At 65.3% G+C, this 14,451-nt stretch carries 16 protein-coding genes; 10 read left to right on the forward strand and 6 right to left on the reverse strand.

The window, feature by feature from the left end:
* Positions 1–126 precede the first annotated feature (126 nt).
* A complete protein-coding gene (gene argH, locus ACYUME_RS25685) occupies positions 127–1,521 on the forward strand; it encodes an argininosuccinate lyase (RefSeq protein ID WP_279885403.1) in 1,395 nt (464 codons plus the stop codon).
* Positions 1,522–1,644: 123 nt separating this feature from the next.
* Here argH and ACYUME_RS25690 read toward each other — a convergent pair whose 3' ends face one another.
* Positions 1,645–2,304 carry a glutathione S-transferase gene (locus ACYUME_RS25690; RefSeq protein WP_279885405.1) on the reverse strand — a complete coding sequence of 220 codons (660 nt, stop codon included), beginning with the start codon at positions 2,302–2,304 and terminating at the stop codon, positions 1,645–1,647.
* Positions 2,305–2,450: 146 nt separating this feature from the next.
* Here ACYUME_RS25690 and ACYUME_RS25695 point away from each other — a divergent pair, with 146 nt between their 5' ends.
* From ACYUME_RS25695 to ACYUME_RS25705, 3 genes are all read left to right on the forward strand, one after another.
* Entirely contained in the window at positions 2,451–2,750 is a 300-nt protein-coding gene (locus ACYUME_RS25695; protein WP_460417534.1) for a hypothetical protein, read from the forward strand.
* A gap of 51 nt (positions 2,751–2,801) precedes the next feature.
* The gene (locus tag ACYUME_RS25700) at positions 2,802–3,047 is read left to right on the forward strand and encodes a TIGR02647 family protein (protein WP_460417536.1); all 246 of its coding nucleotides are present in this window, start codon (positions 2,802–2,804) and stop codon (positions 3,045–3,047) included.
* Positions 3,048–3,208: 161 nt separating this feature from the next.
* Positions 3,209–6,073 (forward strand): class I adenylate cyclase, encoded by a 2,865-nt coding sequence (locus ACYUME_RS25705; protein ID WP_460417538.1) that lies wholly within the window; start codon positions 3,209–3,211, stop codon positions 6,071–6,073.
* Positions 6,074–6,227: 154 nt separating this feature from the next.
* On the opposite strand, the gene rnk is transcribed toward ACYUME_RS25705, so the two are convergent.
* The 3 genes from rnk to cyaY form a co-directional block, all read right to left on the reverse strand.
* Positions 6,228–6,638: a nucleoside diphosphate kinase regulator gene (gene rnk / locus ACYUME_RS25710; RefSeq protein WP_028688614.1), complete on the reverse strand. Its 411-nt coding sequence runs from the start codon at positions 6,636–6,638 to the stop codon at positions 6,228–6,230.
* A 156-nt stretch (positions 6,639–6,794) separates the two neighbouring features.
* Positions 6,795–7,013 (reverse strand): DUF1289 domain-containing protein, encoded by a 219-nt coding sequence (locus tag ACYUME_RS25715; RefSeq protein ID WP_050703272.1) that lies wholly within the window; start codon positions 7,011–7,013, stop codon positions 6,795–6,797.
* A 1-nt stretch (position 7,014) separates the two neighbouring features.
* A complete protein-coding gene (gene cyaY / locus ACYUME_RS25720) occupies positions 7,015–7,347 on the reverse strand; it encodes an iron donor protein CyaY (RefSeq protein WP_054902389.1) in 333 nt (110 codons plus the stop codon).
* A 208-nt stretch (positions 7,348–7,555) separates the two neighbouring features.
* Here cyaY and lptM point away from each other — a divergent pair, with 208 nt between their 5' ends.
* The 6 genes from lptM to ACYUME_RS25750 are packed head-to-tail and all read left to right on the forward strand — an operon-like array spanning position 7,556 to position 12,157.
* The gene (gene lptM, locus ACYUME_RS25725; RefSeq protein ID WP_460417540.1) at positions 7,556–7,762 is read left to right on the forward strand and encodes an LPS translocon maturation chaperone LptM; all 207 of its coding nucleotides are present in this window, start codon (positions 7,556–7,558) and stop codon (positions 7,760–7,762) included.
* Between the two features lie 9 nt (positions 7,763–7,771).
* On the forward strand, positions 7,772–9,019 hold the full coding sequence (gene lysA, locus ACYUME_RS25730; RefSeq protein ID WP_460417542.1) for a diaminopimelate decarboxylase: 1,248 nt from the start codon (positions 7,772–7,774) through the stop codon (positions 9,017–9,019).
* A gap of 4 nt (positions 9,020–9,023) precedes the next feature.
* Positions 9,024–9,854 (forward strand): diaminopimelate epimerase, encoded by an 831-nt coding sequence (gene dapF, locus ACYUME_RS25735; protein WP_460417544.1) that lies wholly within the window; start codon positions 9,024–9,026, stop codon positions 9,852–9,854.
* Between the two features lie 13 nt (positions 9,855–9,867).
* Positions 9,868–10,566 carry a DUF484 family protein gene (locus ACYUME_RS25740; protein ID WP_279885476.1) on the forward strand — a complete coding sequence of 233 codons (699 nt, stop codon included), beginning with the start codon at positions 9,868–9,870 and terminating at the stop codon, positions 10,564–10,566.
* Entirely contained in the window at positions 10,566–11,465 is a 900-nt protein-coding gene (gene xerC / locus ACYUME_RS25745; RefSeq protein ID WP_279885473.1) for a tyrosine recombinase XerC, read from the forward strand. Before ACYUME_RS25740 ends, xerC begins: the two co-directional genes overlap by 1 nt.
* A complete protein-coding gene (locus ACYUME_RS25750) occupies positions 11,462–12,157 on the forward strand; it encodes an HAD family hydrolase (RefSeq protein ID WP_279885471.1) in 696 nt (231 codons plus the stop codon). The genes xerC and ACYUME_RS25750 overlap by 4 nt, the downstream gene beginning before the upstream one ends.
* Positions 12,158–12,334: 177 nt before the next feature.
* Here the strand turns inward: ACYUME_RS25750 and sutA are convergent, their stop codons facing one another.
* Together sutA and ACYUME_RS25760 are read right to left on the reverse strand one after the other, a co-directional pair.
* Positions 12,335–12,664: a transcriptional regulator SutA gene (gene sutA, locus ACYUME_RS25755; protein WP_134688994.1), complete on the reverse strand. Its 330-nt coding sequence runs from the start codon at positions 12,662–12,664 to the stop codon at positions 12,335–12,337.
* 431 nt (positions 12,665–13,095) lie between these two features.
* The gene (locus ACYUME_RS25760) at positions 13,096–14,430 is read right to left on the reverse strand and encodes an ammonium transporter (RefSeq protein WP_279885466.1); all 1,335 of its coding nucleotides are present in this window, start codon (positions 14,428–14,430) and stop codon (positions 13,096–13,098) included.
* Positions 14,431–14,451: the final 21 nt, after the last annotated feature.

Consider the following 14,451-nt stretch of genomic DNA (forward strand, 5'->3'; position numbering starts at 1 on the left):
AATCGATGAATATGCCGCACCCCTTCGCTATCGGACGATTCTCACGACCAGCGCCCTGCGGCGCTGGGCGCAACCCTGCTATGATCGGCGCCACTTTTTCCGTTCACGCCTTCAACGAGTGAATCCATGAGCACCGACAAGACCAATCAGTCCTGGGGCGGCCGCTTCAGTGAACCCGTCGACGCCTTCGTCGCCCGTTTCACCGCCTCGGTCGACTTCGACAAGCGCCTGTACCGCCACGACATCATGGGTTCGATCGCCCACGCCACCATGCTGGCGCAGGTCGGCGTGCTCAGCGAGGCCGAGCGTGACGCGATCGTCGATGGCCTGAAGACCATCCAGGGCGAAATCGAGGCCGGTACCTTCGACTGGCGCGTCGATCTGGAAGACGTGCACATGAACATCGAGGCGCGCCTGACCGACCGCATCGGCATCACCGGCAAGAAGCTGCACACCGGCCGCAGCCGCAACGACCAGGTGGCCACCGACATTCGTCTGTGGCTGCGCGATGAGATCGACGTGATCCTGGGCGAGATCACCCGCCTGCAGAAAGGCCTGCTGGAGCAGGCCGAGCGCGAAGCCGAGACCATCATGCCCGGCTTCACCCACCTGCAGACCGCCCAGCCGGTCACCTTCGGCCACCACCTGCTGGCCTGGTTCGAAATGCTCAGCCGCGACTACGAGCGCCTGGTGGACTGCCGCAAGCGCGCCAACCGCATGCCCCTGGGCAGCGCCGCGCTGGCTGGCACCACCTACCCGATCGACCGCGAACTGACCTGCAAGCTGCTGGGCTTCGAAGCCGTGGCCGGCAACTCGCTGGACGGCGTTTCGGACCGTGACTTCGCCATCGAGTTCTGCGCCGCCGCCAGCATTGCCATGATGCATCTGTCGCGCTTCTCCGAAGAGTTGGTGCTGTGGACCAGCGCGCAGTTCCAGTTCATCGACCTGCCCGATCGCTTCTGCACCGGCAGCTCGATCATGCCGCAGAAGAAGAACCCTGACGTACCCGAGCTGGTGCGCGGCAAGAGCGGCCGTGTGTTCGGCGCCCTGACCGGCCTGCTGACCCTGATGAAAGGCCAGCCGCTGGCCTACAACAAGGACAACCAGGAAGACAAGGAGCCGCTGTTCGACGCCGCCGACACCCTGCGCGACTCGCTGCGTGCCTTCGCCGACATGATCCCGGCGATCAAGCCCAAGCACGCGATCATGCGCGAGGCGGCGCTGCGCGGCTTCTCCACTGCCACGGATCTTGCCGACTACCTGGTGCGCCGTGGCCTGCCGTTCCGTGACTGCCACGAGATCGTCGGCCATGCGGTGAAGTACGGCGTCGATACCGGCAAGGACCTGGCGGAGATGAGCCTGGACGAGCTGCGCCAGTTCAGCGACCAGATCGAGCAGGATGTGTTCGCCGTGCTGACCCTGGAAGGTTCGGTGAATGCCCGCAACCACATCGGCGGCACCGCGCCGGCCCAGGTGCGCGCGGCAGTGGTTCGCGGCAAGGCCCTGCTGGCTTCGCGTTAAGCTGTATCGCGAGGGCTGCGCCCTCGTTCGCGGGCAAGCCCGCTCCCACAGGGAATGTGCAAATCCCTGTGGGAGCGGGCTTGCCCGCGAATGGGCTGCAAGGCAGCCCCCCTTTTCAGACCTTCAGCGCTTGTTCTTGATCATTTCGAGGAACGCCGGCATCGCCGCATCCTTGTCCGCCACGATCCGCGCCATGTGCGGGTTCTCGCCCAGCAGCTGCAACAGCGCCCGCGCTTCCGGGAAGTCCGCCAGGAAGTCGATGTTCAGCACCTTCTTGCCCACCGCGCACGCCAGGTCGACCGAGAAGCAGAACATCAGGTCGGCGATGGTCAGTTGCTCACCGGCCACGTAAGGCTGGAACCGCCCGTTACGCTTGAGGGTGGCGAAGCCCGCCAGCAGATCCGCCCGCGCCCGCTCCTTGATCAGCGGTTCCACCGCCGCGCCGAAGAACGCCTCGGCGTAGCAGGTACGCGCCGGCAACTCGATATACAGCTCGATTTCCCGCAGCAGCTCGCGCACCTTGGCCTGCCCGAAGGCATCGGCCGGCAGCAGCGCCTTGCCCGGCTGGGTCTGCTCGATGTAGTCGAGGATGACCCCGGTCTCGCTGATGAAACCGTGCTCGGTCTGCAGCACCGGCACCTTGCCGCGCGGGCTTTTGGCCAGGGCCTCGGGGGCTGGGCCGCCAAAGAACGGCACCTCTTCGAAGGGCACGCCTTTCTCCAGCAAGGCCAGCTTGACCATGTTGTAGTAGTTGCTGACCGCGAATCCATGAAGCTTGAGCATTGAGACAGCCTCCAAGGCCGTGTGGGGATGGCCCGGCTTTTATAGCCCCCTTCCCCACCCTTGGCCAGTTCCATGCCCGGCATCGATGACCGGGCATTGCCAGCACAGGCGTGGCACACTGTGCCTCCCACCACAGGAGTAACGCCATGAGCGAGCCCACCGACATCGACAATGACGACGAAGACTTCGCCGAGGCGACACTGACCCAGGCCATCGAGAACCAGATCGAAAGCGGCGAGCCGCCAGCGGCCAAGGCCACCTTCAACAAGCTGACCCTGGTCGGCTACGAGCGCGAGGACATCCTCAACCTCATGGCCCATGTGCTGGCCATCGAGATCGACGCCATGCTCGACGAAGACCGCCCGTTCGACACCGAATGGTATGAAACCGCCCTGCGCGCCCTGCCGGAGCTGCCACCTGAGGCGGATCAAGGCGACATCGAATAAACCTGACTACACTCCTGACTTCCATCCTTGTCTCGAAGTCAGGAGTAGCCCATGTCCTTCACCCCGGAACTGATCGCCGAACTGGAAGTGCTTGCCCTGTTCAACCTGGACAGTCATCAGGAAGGCATCAAGGTTGGCAGCAGCGCCTCCCCCGCCCTGATTGCCGCCGCCCAGCGCCTGTACGACAAAGAGCTCACCGACCAGCCTGATGGTGGCTACCTCACCAGCCTGGGCAACGATGCCGCCGGAAGCGTCCAGCTGCTCCTGACCATCCTCAAGACCCCGCAGCCAGCCTGATTCGCCGAGCCCGCTCTCACACCCCGTGGGAGCGGGCTTGCCTCGCCATCTGCCGCAGACGCGCGCTATAAATCTGACGTCAAAAAGCCACCAGCCTCTTATCCGACCGCCCCACTCAGGCTAAACTCGCCAATGCTCCTCCCGGCCTGCCTGAGTGCGCAATGAACCACCCCCATGAAATCCGCCCCGATATCGACCAAGGCATCGACCGCAAGGAGCTGTCCAAGCTGCGCGCGCGCTTTTTGAAGATCAACCAGGGCCGCCTGGCACGAGCGATGGAAGGGCTGTCCACGCGCCAGCAGCAGGTCCTCACCCTGTTGCCACTGTTCTTCCACGTCAATCACCCGCTGCTGCCGGGCTATGTCTCGGGCACCACCCCCGCCGGCGTATCCGGCTTCGAACCCGACAGCGACCTGCTGGCCGAAGCCCAGCGCCTGACCCGCTCCTTCACCTACAAGGCGCGCCACGGCAATCCGCCGCAGCCAATCCACGGCCTGTTCCTGATGGGCAGCCTCGGCACCCTGGCCCAGGCCGAACAGAGCGATATGGACCTGTGGGTCTGCCACGCACCCGAGCTGGACGAGCAAGCGCTGGCCGAGCTGCGGCGCAAATGCCAACTGCTCGAGGCATGGGCCGCGAGCCAGGGCGCCGAGGCGCATTTCTTCCTGATCGAGCCCCAGGGCTTCGTCCAGGGCGAGCGCGACAGCCAGCTCAGTTCCGACGACTGCGGCACCACCCAGCATTATCTATTGCTCGACGAGTTCTACCGCACCGCCATCTGGCTGGCCGGACGCACACCGCTGTGGTGGCTGGTGCCGGTCTATCAGGAACACAACTATCGCGACTACACCCAGACGCTGCTCTCCAAGCGTTTCATCCGCCCCCAGGACGACCTCGACCTCGGCCACCTGGCGCACATCCCGCCAAGCGAGTTCGTCGGGGCCGGGCTGTGGCAGTTGTTCAAGGGCATCGACTCGCCCTACAAGTCATTGCTCAAGCTGCTGCTCACCGAGGCCTACGCCAGCGAGCACCCGGACGTGCGCTGCCTGAGCCTGGACTACAAGCAGGCCGTGTTCGCCAACCAGCTGGACCTGGACGAGCTCGATCCCTACGTGATGGTCTATCGCCGCATCGAACGCTACCTGCTGCAGCGCGGCGAGCCGGCGCGCCTGGAGCTGGTGCGGCGCAGCCTGTACCTCAAGGTGAACAAGAAGCTCGGCGATCCGGGCCGCGCCCGCAGTGGCGGCTGGCAACGCCAGCTGCTCGCACGCCTGACCGAGGAGTGGGGCTGGGACGAGCGCCAGCTGGCCCTGCTCGACAGTCGCAGCCAGTGGAAGGTGCGCCAGGTGGCGGTCGAGCGCCGCGAGCTGGTGGCCGAGCTGAACCACAGCTACCGCTTCCTCACCCAATTCGCCCGCCTGCAGAACGCCAACAGCCGCGCCGACCAGCGCGACCTCAACGTGCTTGGTCGGCGCCTGTATGCCGCCTTCGAACGCCGCGCCGGCAAAGTCGAGGTGATCAACCCAGGCATTGCCCCGGACCTGGCCGAAGACACCCTCACCCTGGTGCAATCGCCCAATCGCAAGGAGCCAGGCACGTACCACTGGGGCCTGTACAACGGCAACCTGGGGGTCCACGAGTGGGAGCATTTCAGCCCGCTCAAACGTTGCCGGGAGCTGCTCGAGCTGCTTGCCTGGGCGCACCGCAATGGCGTGATCGACAGCAGCACGCGCCTGGCCCTGCATCCGGGCGCCAGCGACCTGAGCGAGTTCGAGCTGTTCAACCTGCTCGGCAGCCTGCAGCAGAGCATTGCGCTACCGCTGGAAACGGTCGGCGAGGTGCGCCTGCTACAGCCAAGCGTCGCCGACGAGATCCTGCTGCTGGTCAATGTCGGCGTAGATCCGCTGCGCCAGCATCGCGACCTGAACATCCTGATGACCACCGAGCGCACCGACTCGCTGAGCTACGCCGGCGTGCGCGAAAACCTGGTGCTGACCCTCGACCAGATCACCCTCAACAGCTGGAATGAAGTGCTGGTGCAGCGCTACGACGGCGAGCATGCACTGGTGCGCTGCCTGCGTGATCACCTCAACGCCCTCGGCCAGCGCAGCCAGCGACCGCGGGTCCGGGTGCGCTGCTTCTGCCACAATCGCGCCCAGGCCATCGGCCAGCGGGTCGAGGAAATCTTCGACACCACGCAACGCCTGCTCGACCAGAGCCCGAATCAGCGCTACCTGCTGCAGGTGGCCCAGTACACGCACATCTTCGACCTGCAGCCAGGACTGGTCACCCTGGCCAGCCTCGACGACCACAACGCGCTGCTCGATGCGCTCGGCGAAGAACGCAGCCGCTACAGCCCACTGCACCTGGATGCCCAGGCCCTGCTGGATCATGACCTGCCACTGCTGCTAGCCCAGGGCCAACCTCGCTGCATCCAGGTGTTCTACCGCCTGCTCGACGGCTGGGCCGAGCTATACGTGCTGGACGAGCACAACGCGCTCTGGCGGCAGCGCCTCCCCCTGCAGGACGAACGCCACCTGCTGCTGCCACTGCAGCGCTTCCTGCAATCGATGGTGATGCGCCGCGACGCGCAGCTGCCCCTGGACAGCCTGCAGCAGGCGTCGCTGGACATCCTCTACTACCAGTTGCTGCCCTCCGGGCCGGGCAAGGCACGCAGCCTGGAGCCTCGTCCGACACCACAGGACAGCCACGCCCAGGCGTACTACGAGGTCCAGGCGATCCTCCAGGCCGGCGCGGGCGAAGGGGTGCACGTCACGCTCTATTGCGACCAGCAGGAGTTCTCCGAACTGGAGCATGGCGACCAGCTGTATGCTGCGGTCGCCCGGCAGATCCTCCGCCAGCGCCGCAGCAGCGGCAATTACCGCTGCTACATCACTGACCTCGACCTGTCCGAGCTGCTGGAGGACGAGCAGGGCTCCACCAGCCTGTACCTGCGCTACAAGCGTGAGCTGGAGCAGGCGCTCAACGACGGGCTGGAGCAGTTGCAGGCGCGGCTGGAGCCCTGATTTTCTCGGCGTTCATAGGCCCCTGTAGGAGCGGCCTTGTGTCGCGAAAGGGCTGCGAAGCGGCCCCAGGATCTTCGCATCATGTAAAACTGCCGGGGCTGCTGCGCAGCCCTGTCGCGACACAAGGCCGCTCCTACAGGGAACCCACGCAGCATCAGAGATCGAAATCCCCTGCCGCCTCCGGCTGGTACTCGACCGCCAGCAATTCGAGCTTGAGGGTCTTGCCGCCCGGTGCCGGCCAGTCGATCTGGTCGCCTACCGACAGGCCCAGCAGCGCGCAGCCGATCGGCGCAAGGATCGAGACATTGCCTTCCGGGCCAGCATCCTTCGGATACACCAGGGTCAGGTGGTAGTCCTTGCCGCTGGCACTCTCGCGGCAGTGCACCCGTGAATTCATGGTCACCACGCCGGCCGGCACCTCTTCATGCCCGACCACCTGCTCGGCACGGTCCAGCTCATCCTGCAGGGCGAGCACACCCGGGGTGCTTTCATCGAGGTCGTCGAGCAGGCGCTCGAGACGCTGCACGTCCAAGCGGGTGAGGATGAGGGAAGGCTTGGTGCTCATGATCCAGTCAGACTCCTTTGAACAGGCAATTTTCAACAGGCAGATAAAGCAAAACCCCGCCCAAGGGCGGGGTTTGTGAAATGCTGTGGCGTCATCGACGCAGACCCTGACACTACCACAGCGAGGCAAATACTCAAGCCCACACCTTCGTTGTGCCTATGCCGATGCCCGCGTTTTCAGGGCCAGCGCCTCGCGGCAGATCTGCCGGCGCCGCTCGTCATCGGCCGAGCGCCATTCGCGGATATGCTCGACATGCCGGTGGCAGCCGGTGCAGACCTTGTGCTCATCCAGCCGACATATGCTGATACAAGGTGACGGCACCGCCGGGCTCACGTTGCTGTAGAGCGGCTTGGGTGGCCGGGGCAGGTCGCTCATCTCAGATCTCGTCGAAGTCCAGCTTCTCGCCGGCCCGCTCCCAGACGATGCGCTCGAGCATCTCGCCCAGCAGCTCTTCGCTCTTCTCGCACACCCACTTGCCGCTCTCTTCGTCGTAGTCGAAGTGGAAACCACCGGAACGGTCGGCCAGCCACAGCTGGCGCAGCGGCTCCTGGCGGCTGAAGATCAGCTGGCTGCCGTTGTCGAACTTGACGGTCAGCACACCGGCGGAATTCTCCATGTCCAGATCCAGGCCGCTTTCGTCGAACAGGTCTTCCAGGGCCTGTTGGGTCGCGTCGACCAGATCGTGGAAACGCGCTTCGCTCAAACTCATTGCAGGGACCTCGAAAAATGACTGCGTTACAGGCAAGGCGGGCACGATAAGGGCGAACGCCTCAAGCTACAAGCTAATAGCTGTAAGAAAAAGCCGCATGCCCTTCGGTCGCCCAGCCCCGCCGAGCGGGGGCGCCCCTTGCATAGGCAATCAGGTAGCCGCTGGGTATACTCGGCCGCAATACTGCATATTTCCAAGGATTTCACCCATGAAACGCCTGATTTCCTCGCTCGCGGCGCTGGTCGCGGTTGCCTGCCTCGTTTCGGCCTGCGGTCAGAAAGGCCCCCTGTACCTGCCCGAAGACGGCAAGGACGGTAAAGGTCCGCGCAAATCGCACCAGCATGCCAAGCCTGTCCAGCCGCAACCGGTGCTGGAGCAGCCGCAAGAGCAGCTAGAAGAGTCGCCCGCGCAGTAAGGAAATCCCATGGACGCATTCAACTACCGCGACGGCGAGCTGTTCGCGGAAGGGGTGGCCCTGACGGCGATCGCCGAACGTTTCGGCACGCCCACCTACGTGTACTCGCGCGCTCACATCGAGGCCCAGTACCGCAGTTACACCGACGCGCTGCAAGGGGTCGAGCACCTGGTCTGCTTCGCGGTCAAGGCCAACTCCAACCTGGGCGTGCTGAACCTTCTGGCGCGTCTCGGCGCGGGCTTCGACATCGTCTCCGGCGGTGAGCTGGAGCGCGTCCTGGCCGCCGGTGGCCGCGCCGATCGCGTGGTGTTCTCCGGGGTTGGCAAGACCCGTGAAGACATGCGCCGCGCCCTGGAAGTCGGCGTGCACTGCTTCAACGTCGAGTCCACCGACGAGCTCGAGCGCCTCCAGGTCGTTGCCGCCGAAATGGGCAAGACGGCCCCGGTGTCGCTGCGAGTGAACCCGGACGTCGACGCCGGCACCCATCCGTACATTTCCACCGGTCTCAAAGAGAACAAGTTCGGCATCGCCATTGCCGACGCCGAGGCCATCTACGTGCGCGCCGCGCAGCTGCCGAACCTGGACGTGATCGGTGTCGATTGCCACATCGGCTCGCAGCTGACCACCGTCGAGCCCTTCCTCGATGCCCTCGACCGCCTGCTGGTGCTGGTCGATCGCCTGGCCGAGTGCGGTATCCACCTGCGTCATCTCGATCTCGGCGGCGGTGTCGGCGTGCGCTATCGCGACGAGCAGCCGCCCGTGCTGGCCGACTACATCAAGGCCATTCGCGAACGCATTGGCAGCCGCGACCTGGCCCTGGTGTTCGAGCCGGGCCGCTATATCGTCGCCAACGGCGGCGTGCTGCTGACCCGCGTGGAATACCTCAAGCACACCGAACACAAGGACTTCGCCATCATCGACGCGGCAATGAACGACCTGATCCGCCCGGCGCTGTACCAGGCCTGGATGGGGATCAGCGCGGTCAAGCCACGCGCGGGCACAGGCCGCGTCTATGACCTGGTCGGGCCAATCTGCGAGACCGGCGACTTCCTGGGCAAGGACCGCGTACTGGACCTGGCCGAGGGCGACCTGCTGGCCGTGCAGTCCGCGGGCGCCTATGGTTTCGTCATGAGCTCGAACTACAACACCCGTGGCCGTTGCGCCGAAGTGCTGGTCGACGGCGATCAAGCCTTCGAAGTGCGCCGCCGCGAGACCATCGCCGAACTTTTCGCTGGCGAAAGCCTGCTGCCGGAGTAAGCCCATGCTGCTGCGTTTCACCAAGATGCACGGGCTGGGCAATGACTTCATGGTCCTCGACCTGGTCAGCCAGCACGCACACATCCAGCCCAAGCACGCCAAGCAATGGGGCGACCGCAACACTGGCATCGGCTTCGACCAGTTGCTGATCGTCGAGGCGCCGAACAATCCGGAGGTGGACTTCCGCTACCGGATCTTCAACGCCGACGGTTCCGAGGTCGAACAGTGCGGCAATGGCGCACGCTGCTTCGCCCGTTTCGTGCTGGACAAGCGCCTGACCGCCAAGAAGCGCATCCGCGTCGAGACCAAAGGCGGCATCATCGAGCTCGACGTGCGCAACGACGGCCAGATCTGCGTCGACATGGGCCCGCCACGCTTCGCCCCGGGCGAGATCCCGTTCGTCGCCGACGAGCAGGCGAGCAGCTACACGCTGGAAGTCGACGGCCGCGCGCACCAGATCGCCGCAGTGTCCATGGGCAACCCGCACGCGGTGTTGCGTGTCGATGACGTTCGCAGCGCGCCGGTCCACGAGCTGGGTCCGAAGATCGAACATCACCCGCGCTTCCCGCAGCGGGTCAATGCCGGGTTCATCCAGGTCGTCGACCGCCACCGCGCCAACCTGCGCGTGTGGGAGCGCGGCGCCGGCGAAACCCAGGCGTGCGGCACCGGTGCCTGCGCCGCCGCCGTGGCGGCGATCAGTCAGGGCTGGATGGACTCGCCGGTGACCATCGACCTGCCAGGCGGGCGTCTGAGCATCGAGTGGAGCGGCCAAGGCCAGCCGGTGCTGATGACCGGCCCCGCCGTCCGAGTCTTTGAAGGACAAGTTCGTTTCTAAGCGAGTATCCGCCATGACCGATCAGCCTAACGTTGCACCCGAACTCGACGTCGAAACCGTGATCGCCTACCTGCGCGCCCACCCGACCTTCTTCGCCGAGCACGACGAGCTGCTGATCGAGCAGCGCATTCCCCACCAGCGCGGCGACAGCGTGTCGCTGGTGGAGCGCCAGCTCAAGCTGCTGCGTGACCGCAACATCGAGATGCGCCACCGCCTGTCGCAACTGATGGACGTGGCCCGCGACAACGACCGGCTGTTCGACAAGACCCGGCGCCTGATCCTCGACCTGCTCGACGCCGGCACCCTGGAAGAAGTGGTGATGGCGGTCGAGGACAGCCTGCGCCAGGAATTCCAGGTGCCCTTCGTCAGCCTGATCCTGTTCGGTGAAAATGCCGCGCCGGTCGGGCGCTGGGTGTCGGGCGCCGAGGCGCAGCAAGCCATCGGCGGCCTGATCAGCGGCGGCAAGACCATCAGCGGCAGCCTGCGCGAACATGAACTGGCCTTCCTGTTCGGCGATGCGCAGCACAAGGAAGTCGGCTCCAGCGCCGTGGCCGCCCTCGAGTACCAGGGCCTGCACGGCGTGCTGGCGATCGGCAGCCGCGACCCACAGCACTACAAGAGCAGTGTCGGCACCCTGTTCCTCAGCTACATCGCCGAGGTGCTTGGCCGCGTGGTGCCGCGCTTCACCCAGACGTTGCGCTCGGTGCGCTGATGGAACGCCAGCTGGAGGCTTATTGCGCGCACCTGCGCAACGAGCGCCAGGTGTCCGAGCACACCCTGCTGGCCTACCGTCGCGACCTCGATAAAGTCATCGAATTCTGCAACGCCCAAGGCATCGCCGGCTGGCAGGCGTTGCAGGTTCAACAGTTGCGCCAGCTGGTGGCGCGCCAGCATCACCACGGCCAATCCTCACGCAGCCTGGCACGCCTGCTCTCGGCGGTGCGCGGCCTGTACCGCTATCTCAACCGCGAAGGCCAGTGCCAGCACGATCCGGCGGACGGCCTGTCGCCGCCCAAGGGCGAACGGCGCCTGCCCAAGGCCCTCGATACCGACCGTGCCCTGCAGCTGCTCGATGGCGGCGTGGATGACGACTTCATCGCCCGCCGCGACCAGGCCATTCTCGAGCTGTTCTACTCCTCGGGCCTGCGCCTGTCGGAACTGACCGGCCTGGATCTCGACCACCTGGACCTGGCCGCCGGGCTGGTCCAAGTGCTTGGCAAGGGCGGCAAGAGCCGTGTACTGCCGGTCGGACGCAAGGCCCGCGAAGCGCTGCAGCAGTGGCTGCGCCTGCGTGGCATCGCCGGGCCACGGGACGGCGCGGTGTTCGTCTCACGCCAGGGCAACCGCCTCGGCCCCCGAGCGATCCAACTGCGAGTCAAGGCCGCCGGCGAGCGCGAGCTCGGCCAGCACCTGCACCCACACATGCTTCGCCATTCCTTCGCCAGCCATCTGCTGGAGTCGTCCCAGGACCTGCGCGCGGTGCAGGAGATGCTCGGCCACGCCGACATCAGCACCACGCAGATCTATACCCACCTGGACTTCCAGCACCTGGCCGCGGTGTACGACAGCGCCCACCCTCGGGCCAAACGCAGCAAGGGCACGGACTCATGAGCATCAAGCTGATCACTTTCGATCTGGACGACACCCTGTGGGACACCGCGCCGGTCATCGCCAGCGCCGAAGTCGTCCTGCGCGACTGGCTCGAAGCCAACGCGCCGATTCTCGGCGGGGTGCCGGTCGAGCACCTGTTCGCCATCCGCGAACGCCTGGTACAGGCCGAGCCGGGGCTCAAGCACCGCATCAGCGCCCTGCGCCGTCGGGTGCTGTTCCATGCCCTGGAAGAGGTCGGCTACAGCGAGAAGCACGCCCAGGAGCTGGCCAACGAAGGCTTCGAAGTGTTCCTGCATGCGCGGCACCAGGTGGAGGTATTCCCCGAGGTGCAGCCGGTGCTGGAGATCCTGCGCCACCACTACATCCTGGGCGTGGTCACCAACGGCAATGCCGACGTGCGCCGCCTGGGGCTGGCGGACTACTTCAAGTTCGCGCTGTGCGCCGAAGACCTGGGCATCGGCAAACCGGATCCGGCACCGTTCCTCGAAGCGCTGAAGCGTGGTGAAGCGGATGCCGGGGCAGCGGTGCATATCGGCGACCACCCGGGCGACGACATCGCCGGGGCCCAGCGCGCCGGGCTGCGCGCGGTGTGGTTCAACCCGCAGCACAAGCCCTGGAGTGGCGAGCGGGCGCCGGATGCGGAGATCCAGCGGCTGTCGCAGTTGCCCGACGTGCTCGCGCGCTGGCGCTGACCGGGCTTTGCACTCTGCAGCCAAATAGGTTTTTCGTGGGAGCGGGCTTGCCCCGCGATGGCGGTATCAGCGCCAAACCGCCATCGCGGGGCAAGCCCGCTCCCACGTTGGTCTGACTAACAGTCGACGCCCACAAAAAAGCCCGCAGCGACGGCGGGCTTTTTTGCGTTCAGCCACTCAGATAGGGCGGCTGCCGTACTTGTTGTCCGGCTTCTTGGGCGGATCGGCGACCACGTTGGCCTCCACTTCCTGCACCTTGCCACCGCGCGACAGGAACTCTTCCATCGCCTTGGCCAGCGCATCGCGCTCTTTCTGCTTGGCTTCCATGCTCGGCATCTCGTCTACCGAGACTGCCGCCTTGGATTTGCCCTTGGCAGCGGGTGCCGGGCTGCTGTCGTCGTCGCCGGAGTCTTCCGCGCCGTCGTCAGCCGCTGCTTCGAGGCCTTCATCACCCTCGTCTTCGTCGCCTACTTCGAGGTCGTCATTTTCCAGATCGTCGTCGCTCATGTTCTACCTCATGACTTGCGAAAAGCAGGTTAGTTATAGACCGGTGCAGCCGTAGACCGGCAGCCACCAGTGAAAATTCAACTGGCCGTGGATTGGCCACTGCCCTGGGTGTCCACCCCCTCATGGGGGGCCCGGCACCCTGCAGGCCCTGCTCCTGGCAAGGCCTGACAAAATTTTTGAGCCCTTGCTGGCCACAGGCTATTGGCAAGCCTAGCAAAGGCTGGCGCAAGTGCGCGGCGTCCTCGCCTCACACCCTTCGGCGCGCATTCTAGCGCGCTCGGAGAAAAAGCAAAGCACCAGAAACGCCCAATGACTTGTAAGTTTTCGACCCAGGTCGCGAACAGGACAGAGAAACCGTTTGCCCGCTGCAAAACGGCAAACTACAGGCAAAAAAATGCCCGGCGAACCGGGCAAGTTTTCCAGCGTCGCGATTACAGGTTGTAGCCGCGCTCGTTGTGCTGAGCCAGGTCGAGGCCGACCGACTCTTCTTCGTCACTGACCCGCAGGCCCATCACCAGGTCCAGCACCTTGAGGATCACGTAGGTGACGATGGCGGTATAGACCACGGTGAAGATCACGCCCTTGGCCTGGATCCAGAACTGCGCGGCGATGTCGGTCACCGCGCCGAAGCCGCCCAGGGCCGGCGCTGCGAACACGCCGGTGAGCAGGGCGCCGACGATGCCGCCGATGCCATGCACGCCGAAGGCATCGAGGGAGTCGTCATAGCCCAGCTTGCGCTTGAGACTGGTGGCGCAGAAGTAGCAGACCACACCCGACACCAGGCCGATCACCAGGGCGCCCATCGGGCCGACGGTGCCGGCTGCCGGGGTGATGGCCACCAGGCCCGCGACCACGCCCGAGGCGATACCCAGCGCGCTTGGCTTACCGTGGAAGATCCACTCGGCGAACATCCAGCCCAGGGCGGCGGCGGCGGTGGCGATCTGGGTCACCAGCATGGCCATGCCGGCGGTACCGTTGGCCGCGGCGGCGGAGCCGGCGTTGAAGCCGAACCAGCCGATCCACAGCATGGCCGCGCCCATCAGGGTGTAGCCCAGGTTGTGCGGGGCCATCGGCGTGGTCGGGTAGCCCTTGCGCTTGCCCAGCACCAGGCAGCAGACCAGGCCGGCGATACCGGCGTTGATGTGCACCACGGTGCCGCCGGCGAAGTCCAGCACGCCCCAGTCCCACATCAGCGCGCCGTCACCACTCCAGACCATGTGCGCGATCGGCGCATAGACCAGGGTGAACCACACGCCCATGAAGATCAGCATCGCCGAGAACTTCATGCGTTCGGCGAAAGCACCGACGATCAGCGCCGGGGTGATGATGGCGAAGGTCATCTGGAAGGTGATGAACACCGCCTCGGGGAACAGCGCGGTGGCCGAGGTCAGGCCCGACGGCGTGACGCCGCTGAGGAAGGCCTTGGAGAAGCCACCGACGAAGGAACTGAAGTTGAGCACGCCCTTTTCCATGCCCGTGGTGTCGAAGGCCAGGCTGTAGCCGTAGATGACCCACAGGATGCTGATCAGGCCAGTGATGGCGAAGCACTGCATCATCACCGAGAGCACGTTCTTGGAACGGACCATGCCGCCGTAGAACAGGGCCAGGCCCGGAATGGTCATGAACAGGACCAGCGCCGTCGAGGTGAGCATCCAGGCGGTGTCACCGGAGTTCAGCACGGGGGCGGCAGCTTCCTCGGCCAGGGCCAGCCCTGGCATTACGAGGGACAATAGGGCTCCTAGCCCTGCGATCTTGCGCAGAGTCATGTTGTTTTCTCCTGGGGCGTT

Source organism: Pseudomonas sp. microsymbiont 2, from assembly GCF_054788395.1.

Coding starts and splice junctions, on each gene's coding strand:
- argH (WP_279885403.1), top strand. CDS start 127: ATGAGCACCGACAAGACCAATCAGTCCTGGGGCGGCCGCTTCAGTGAA.
- ACYUME_RS25690 (WP_279885405.1), bottom strand. CDS start 2,304: ATGCTCAAGCTTCATGGATTCGCGGTCAGCAACTACTACAACATGGTC.
- ACYUME_RS25695 (WP_460417534.1), top strand. CDS start 2,451: ATGAGCGAGCCCACCGACATCGACAATGACGACGAAGACTTCGCCGAG.
- ACYUME_RS25700 (WP_460417536.1), top strand. CDS start 2,802: ATGTCCTTCACCCCGGAACTGATCGCCGAACTGGAAGTGCTTGCCCTG.
- ACYUME_RS25705 (WP_460417538.1), top strand. CDS start 3,209: ATGAACCACCCCCATGAAATCCGCCCCGATATCGACCAAGGCATCGAC.
- rnk (WP_028688614.1), bottom strand. CDS start 6,638: ATGAGCACCAAGCCTTCCCTCATCCTCACCCGCTTGGACGTGCAGCGT.
- ACYUME_RS25715 (WP_050703272.1), bottom strand. CDS start 7,013: ATGAGCGACCTGCCCCGGCCACCCAAGCCGCTCTACAGCAACGTGAGC.
- cyaY (WP_054902389.1), bottom strand. CDS start 7,347: ATGAGTTTGAGCGAAGCGCGTTTCCACGATCTGGTCGACGCGACCCAA.
- lptM (WP_460417540.1), top strand. CDS start 7,556: ATGAAACGCCTGATTTCCTCGCTCGCGGCGCTGGTCGCGGTTGCCTGC.
- lysA (WP_460417542.1), top strand. CDS start 7,772: ATGGACGCATTCAACTACCGCGACGGCGAGCTGTTCGCGGAAGGGGTG.
- dapF (WP_460417544.1), top strand. CDS start 9,024: ATGCTGCTGCGTTTCACCAAGATGCACGGGCTGGGCAATGACTTCATG.
- ACYUME_RS25740 (WP_279885476.1), top strand. CDS start 9,868: ATGACCGATCAGCCTAACGTTGCACCCGAACTCGACGTCGAAACCGTG.
- xerC (WP_279885473.1), top strand. CDS start 10,566: ATGGAACGCCAGCTGGAGGCTTATTGCGCGCACCTGCGCAACGAGCGC.
- ACYUME_RS25750 (WP_279885471.1), top strand. CDS start 11,462: ATGAGCATCAAGCTGATCACTTTCGATCTGGACGACACCCTGTGGGAC.
- sutA (WP_134688994.1), bottom strand. CDS start 12,664: ATGAGCGACGACGATCTGGAAAATGACGACCTCGAAGTAGGCGACGAA.
- ACYUME_RS25760 (WP_279885466.1), bottom strand. CDS start 14,430: ATGACTCTGCGCAAGATCGCAGGGCTAGGAGCCCTATTGTCCCTCGTA.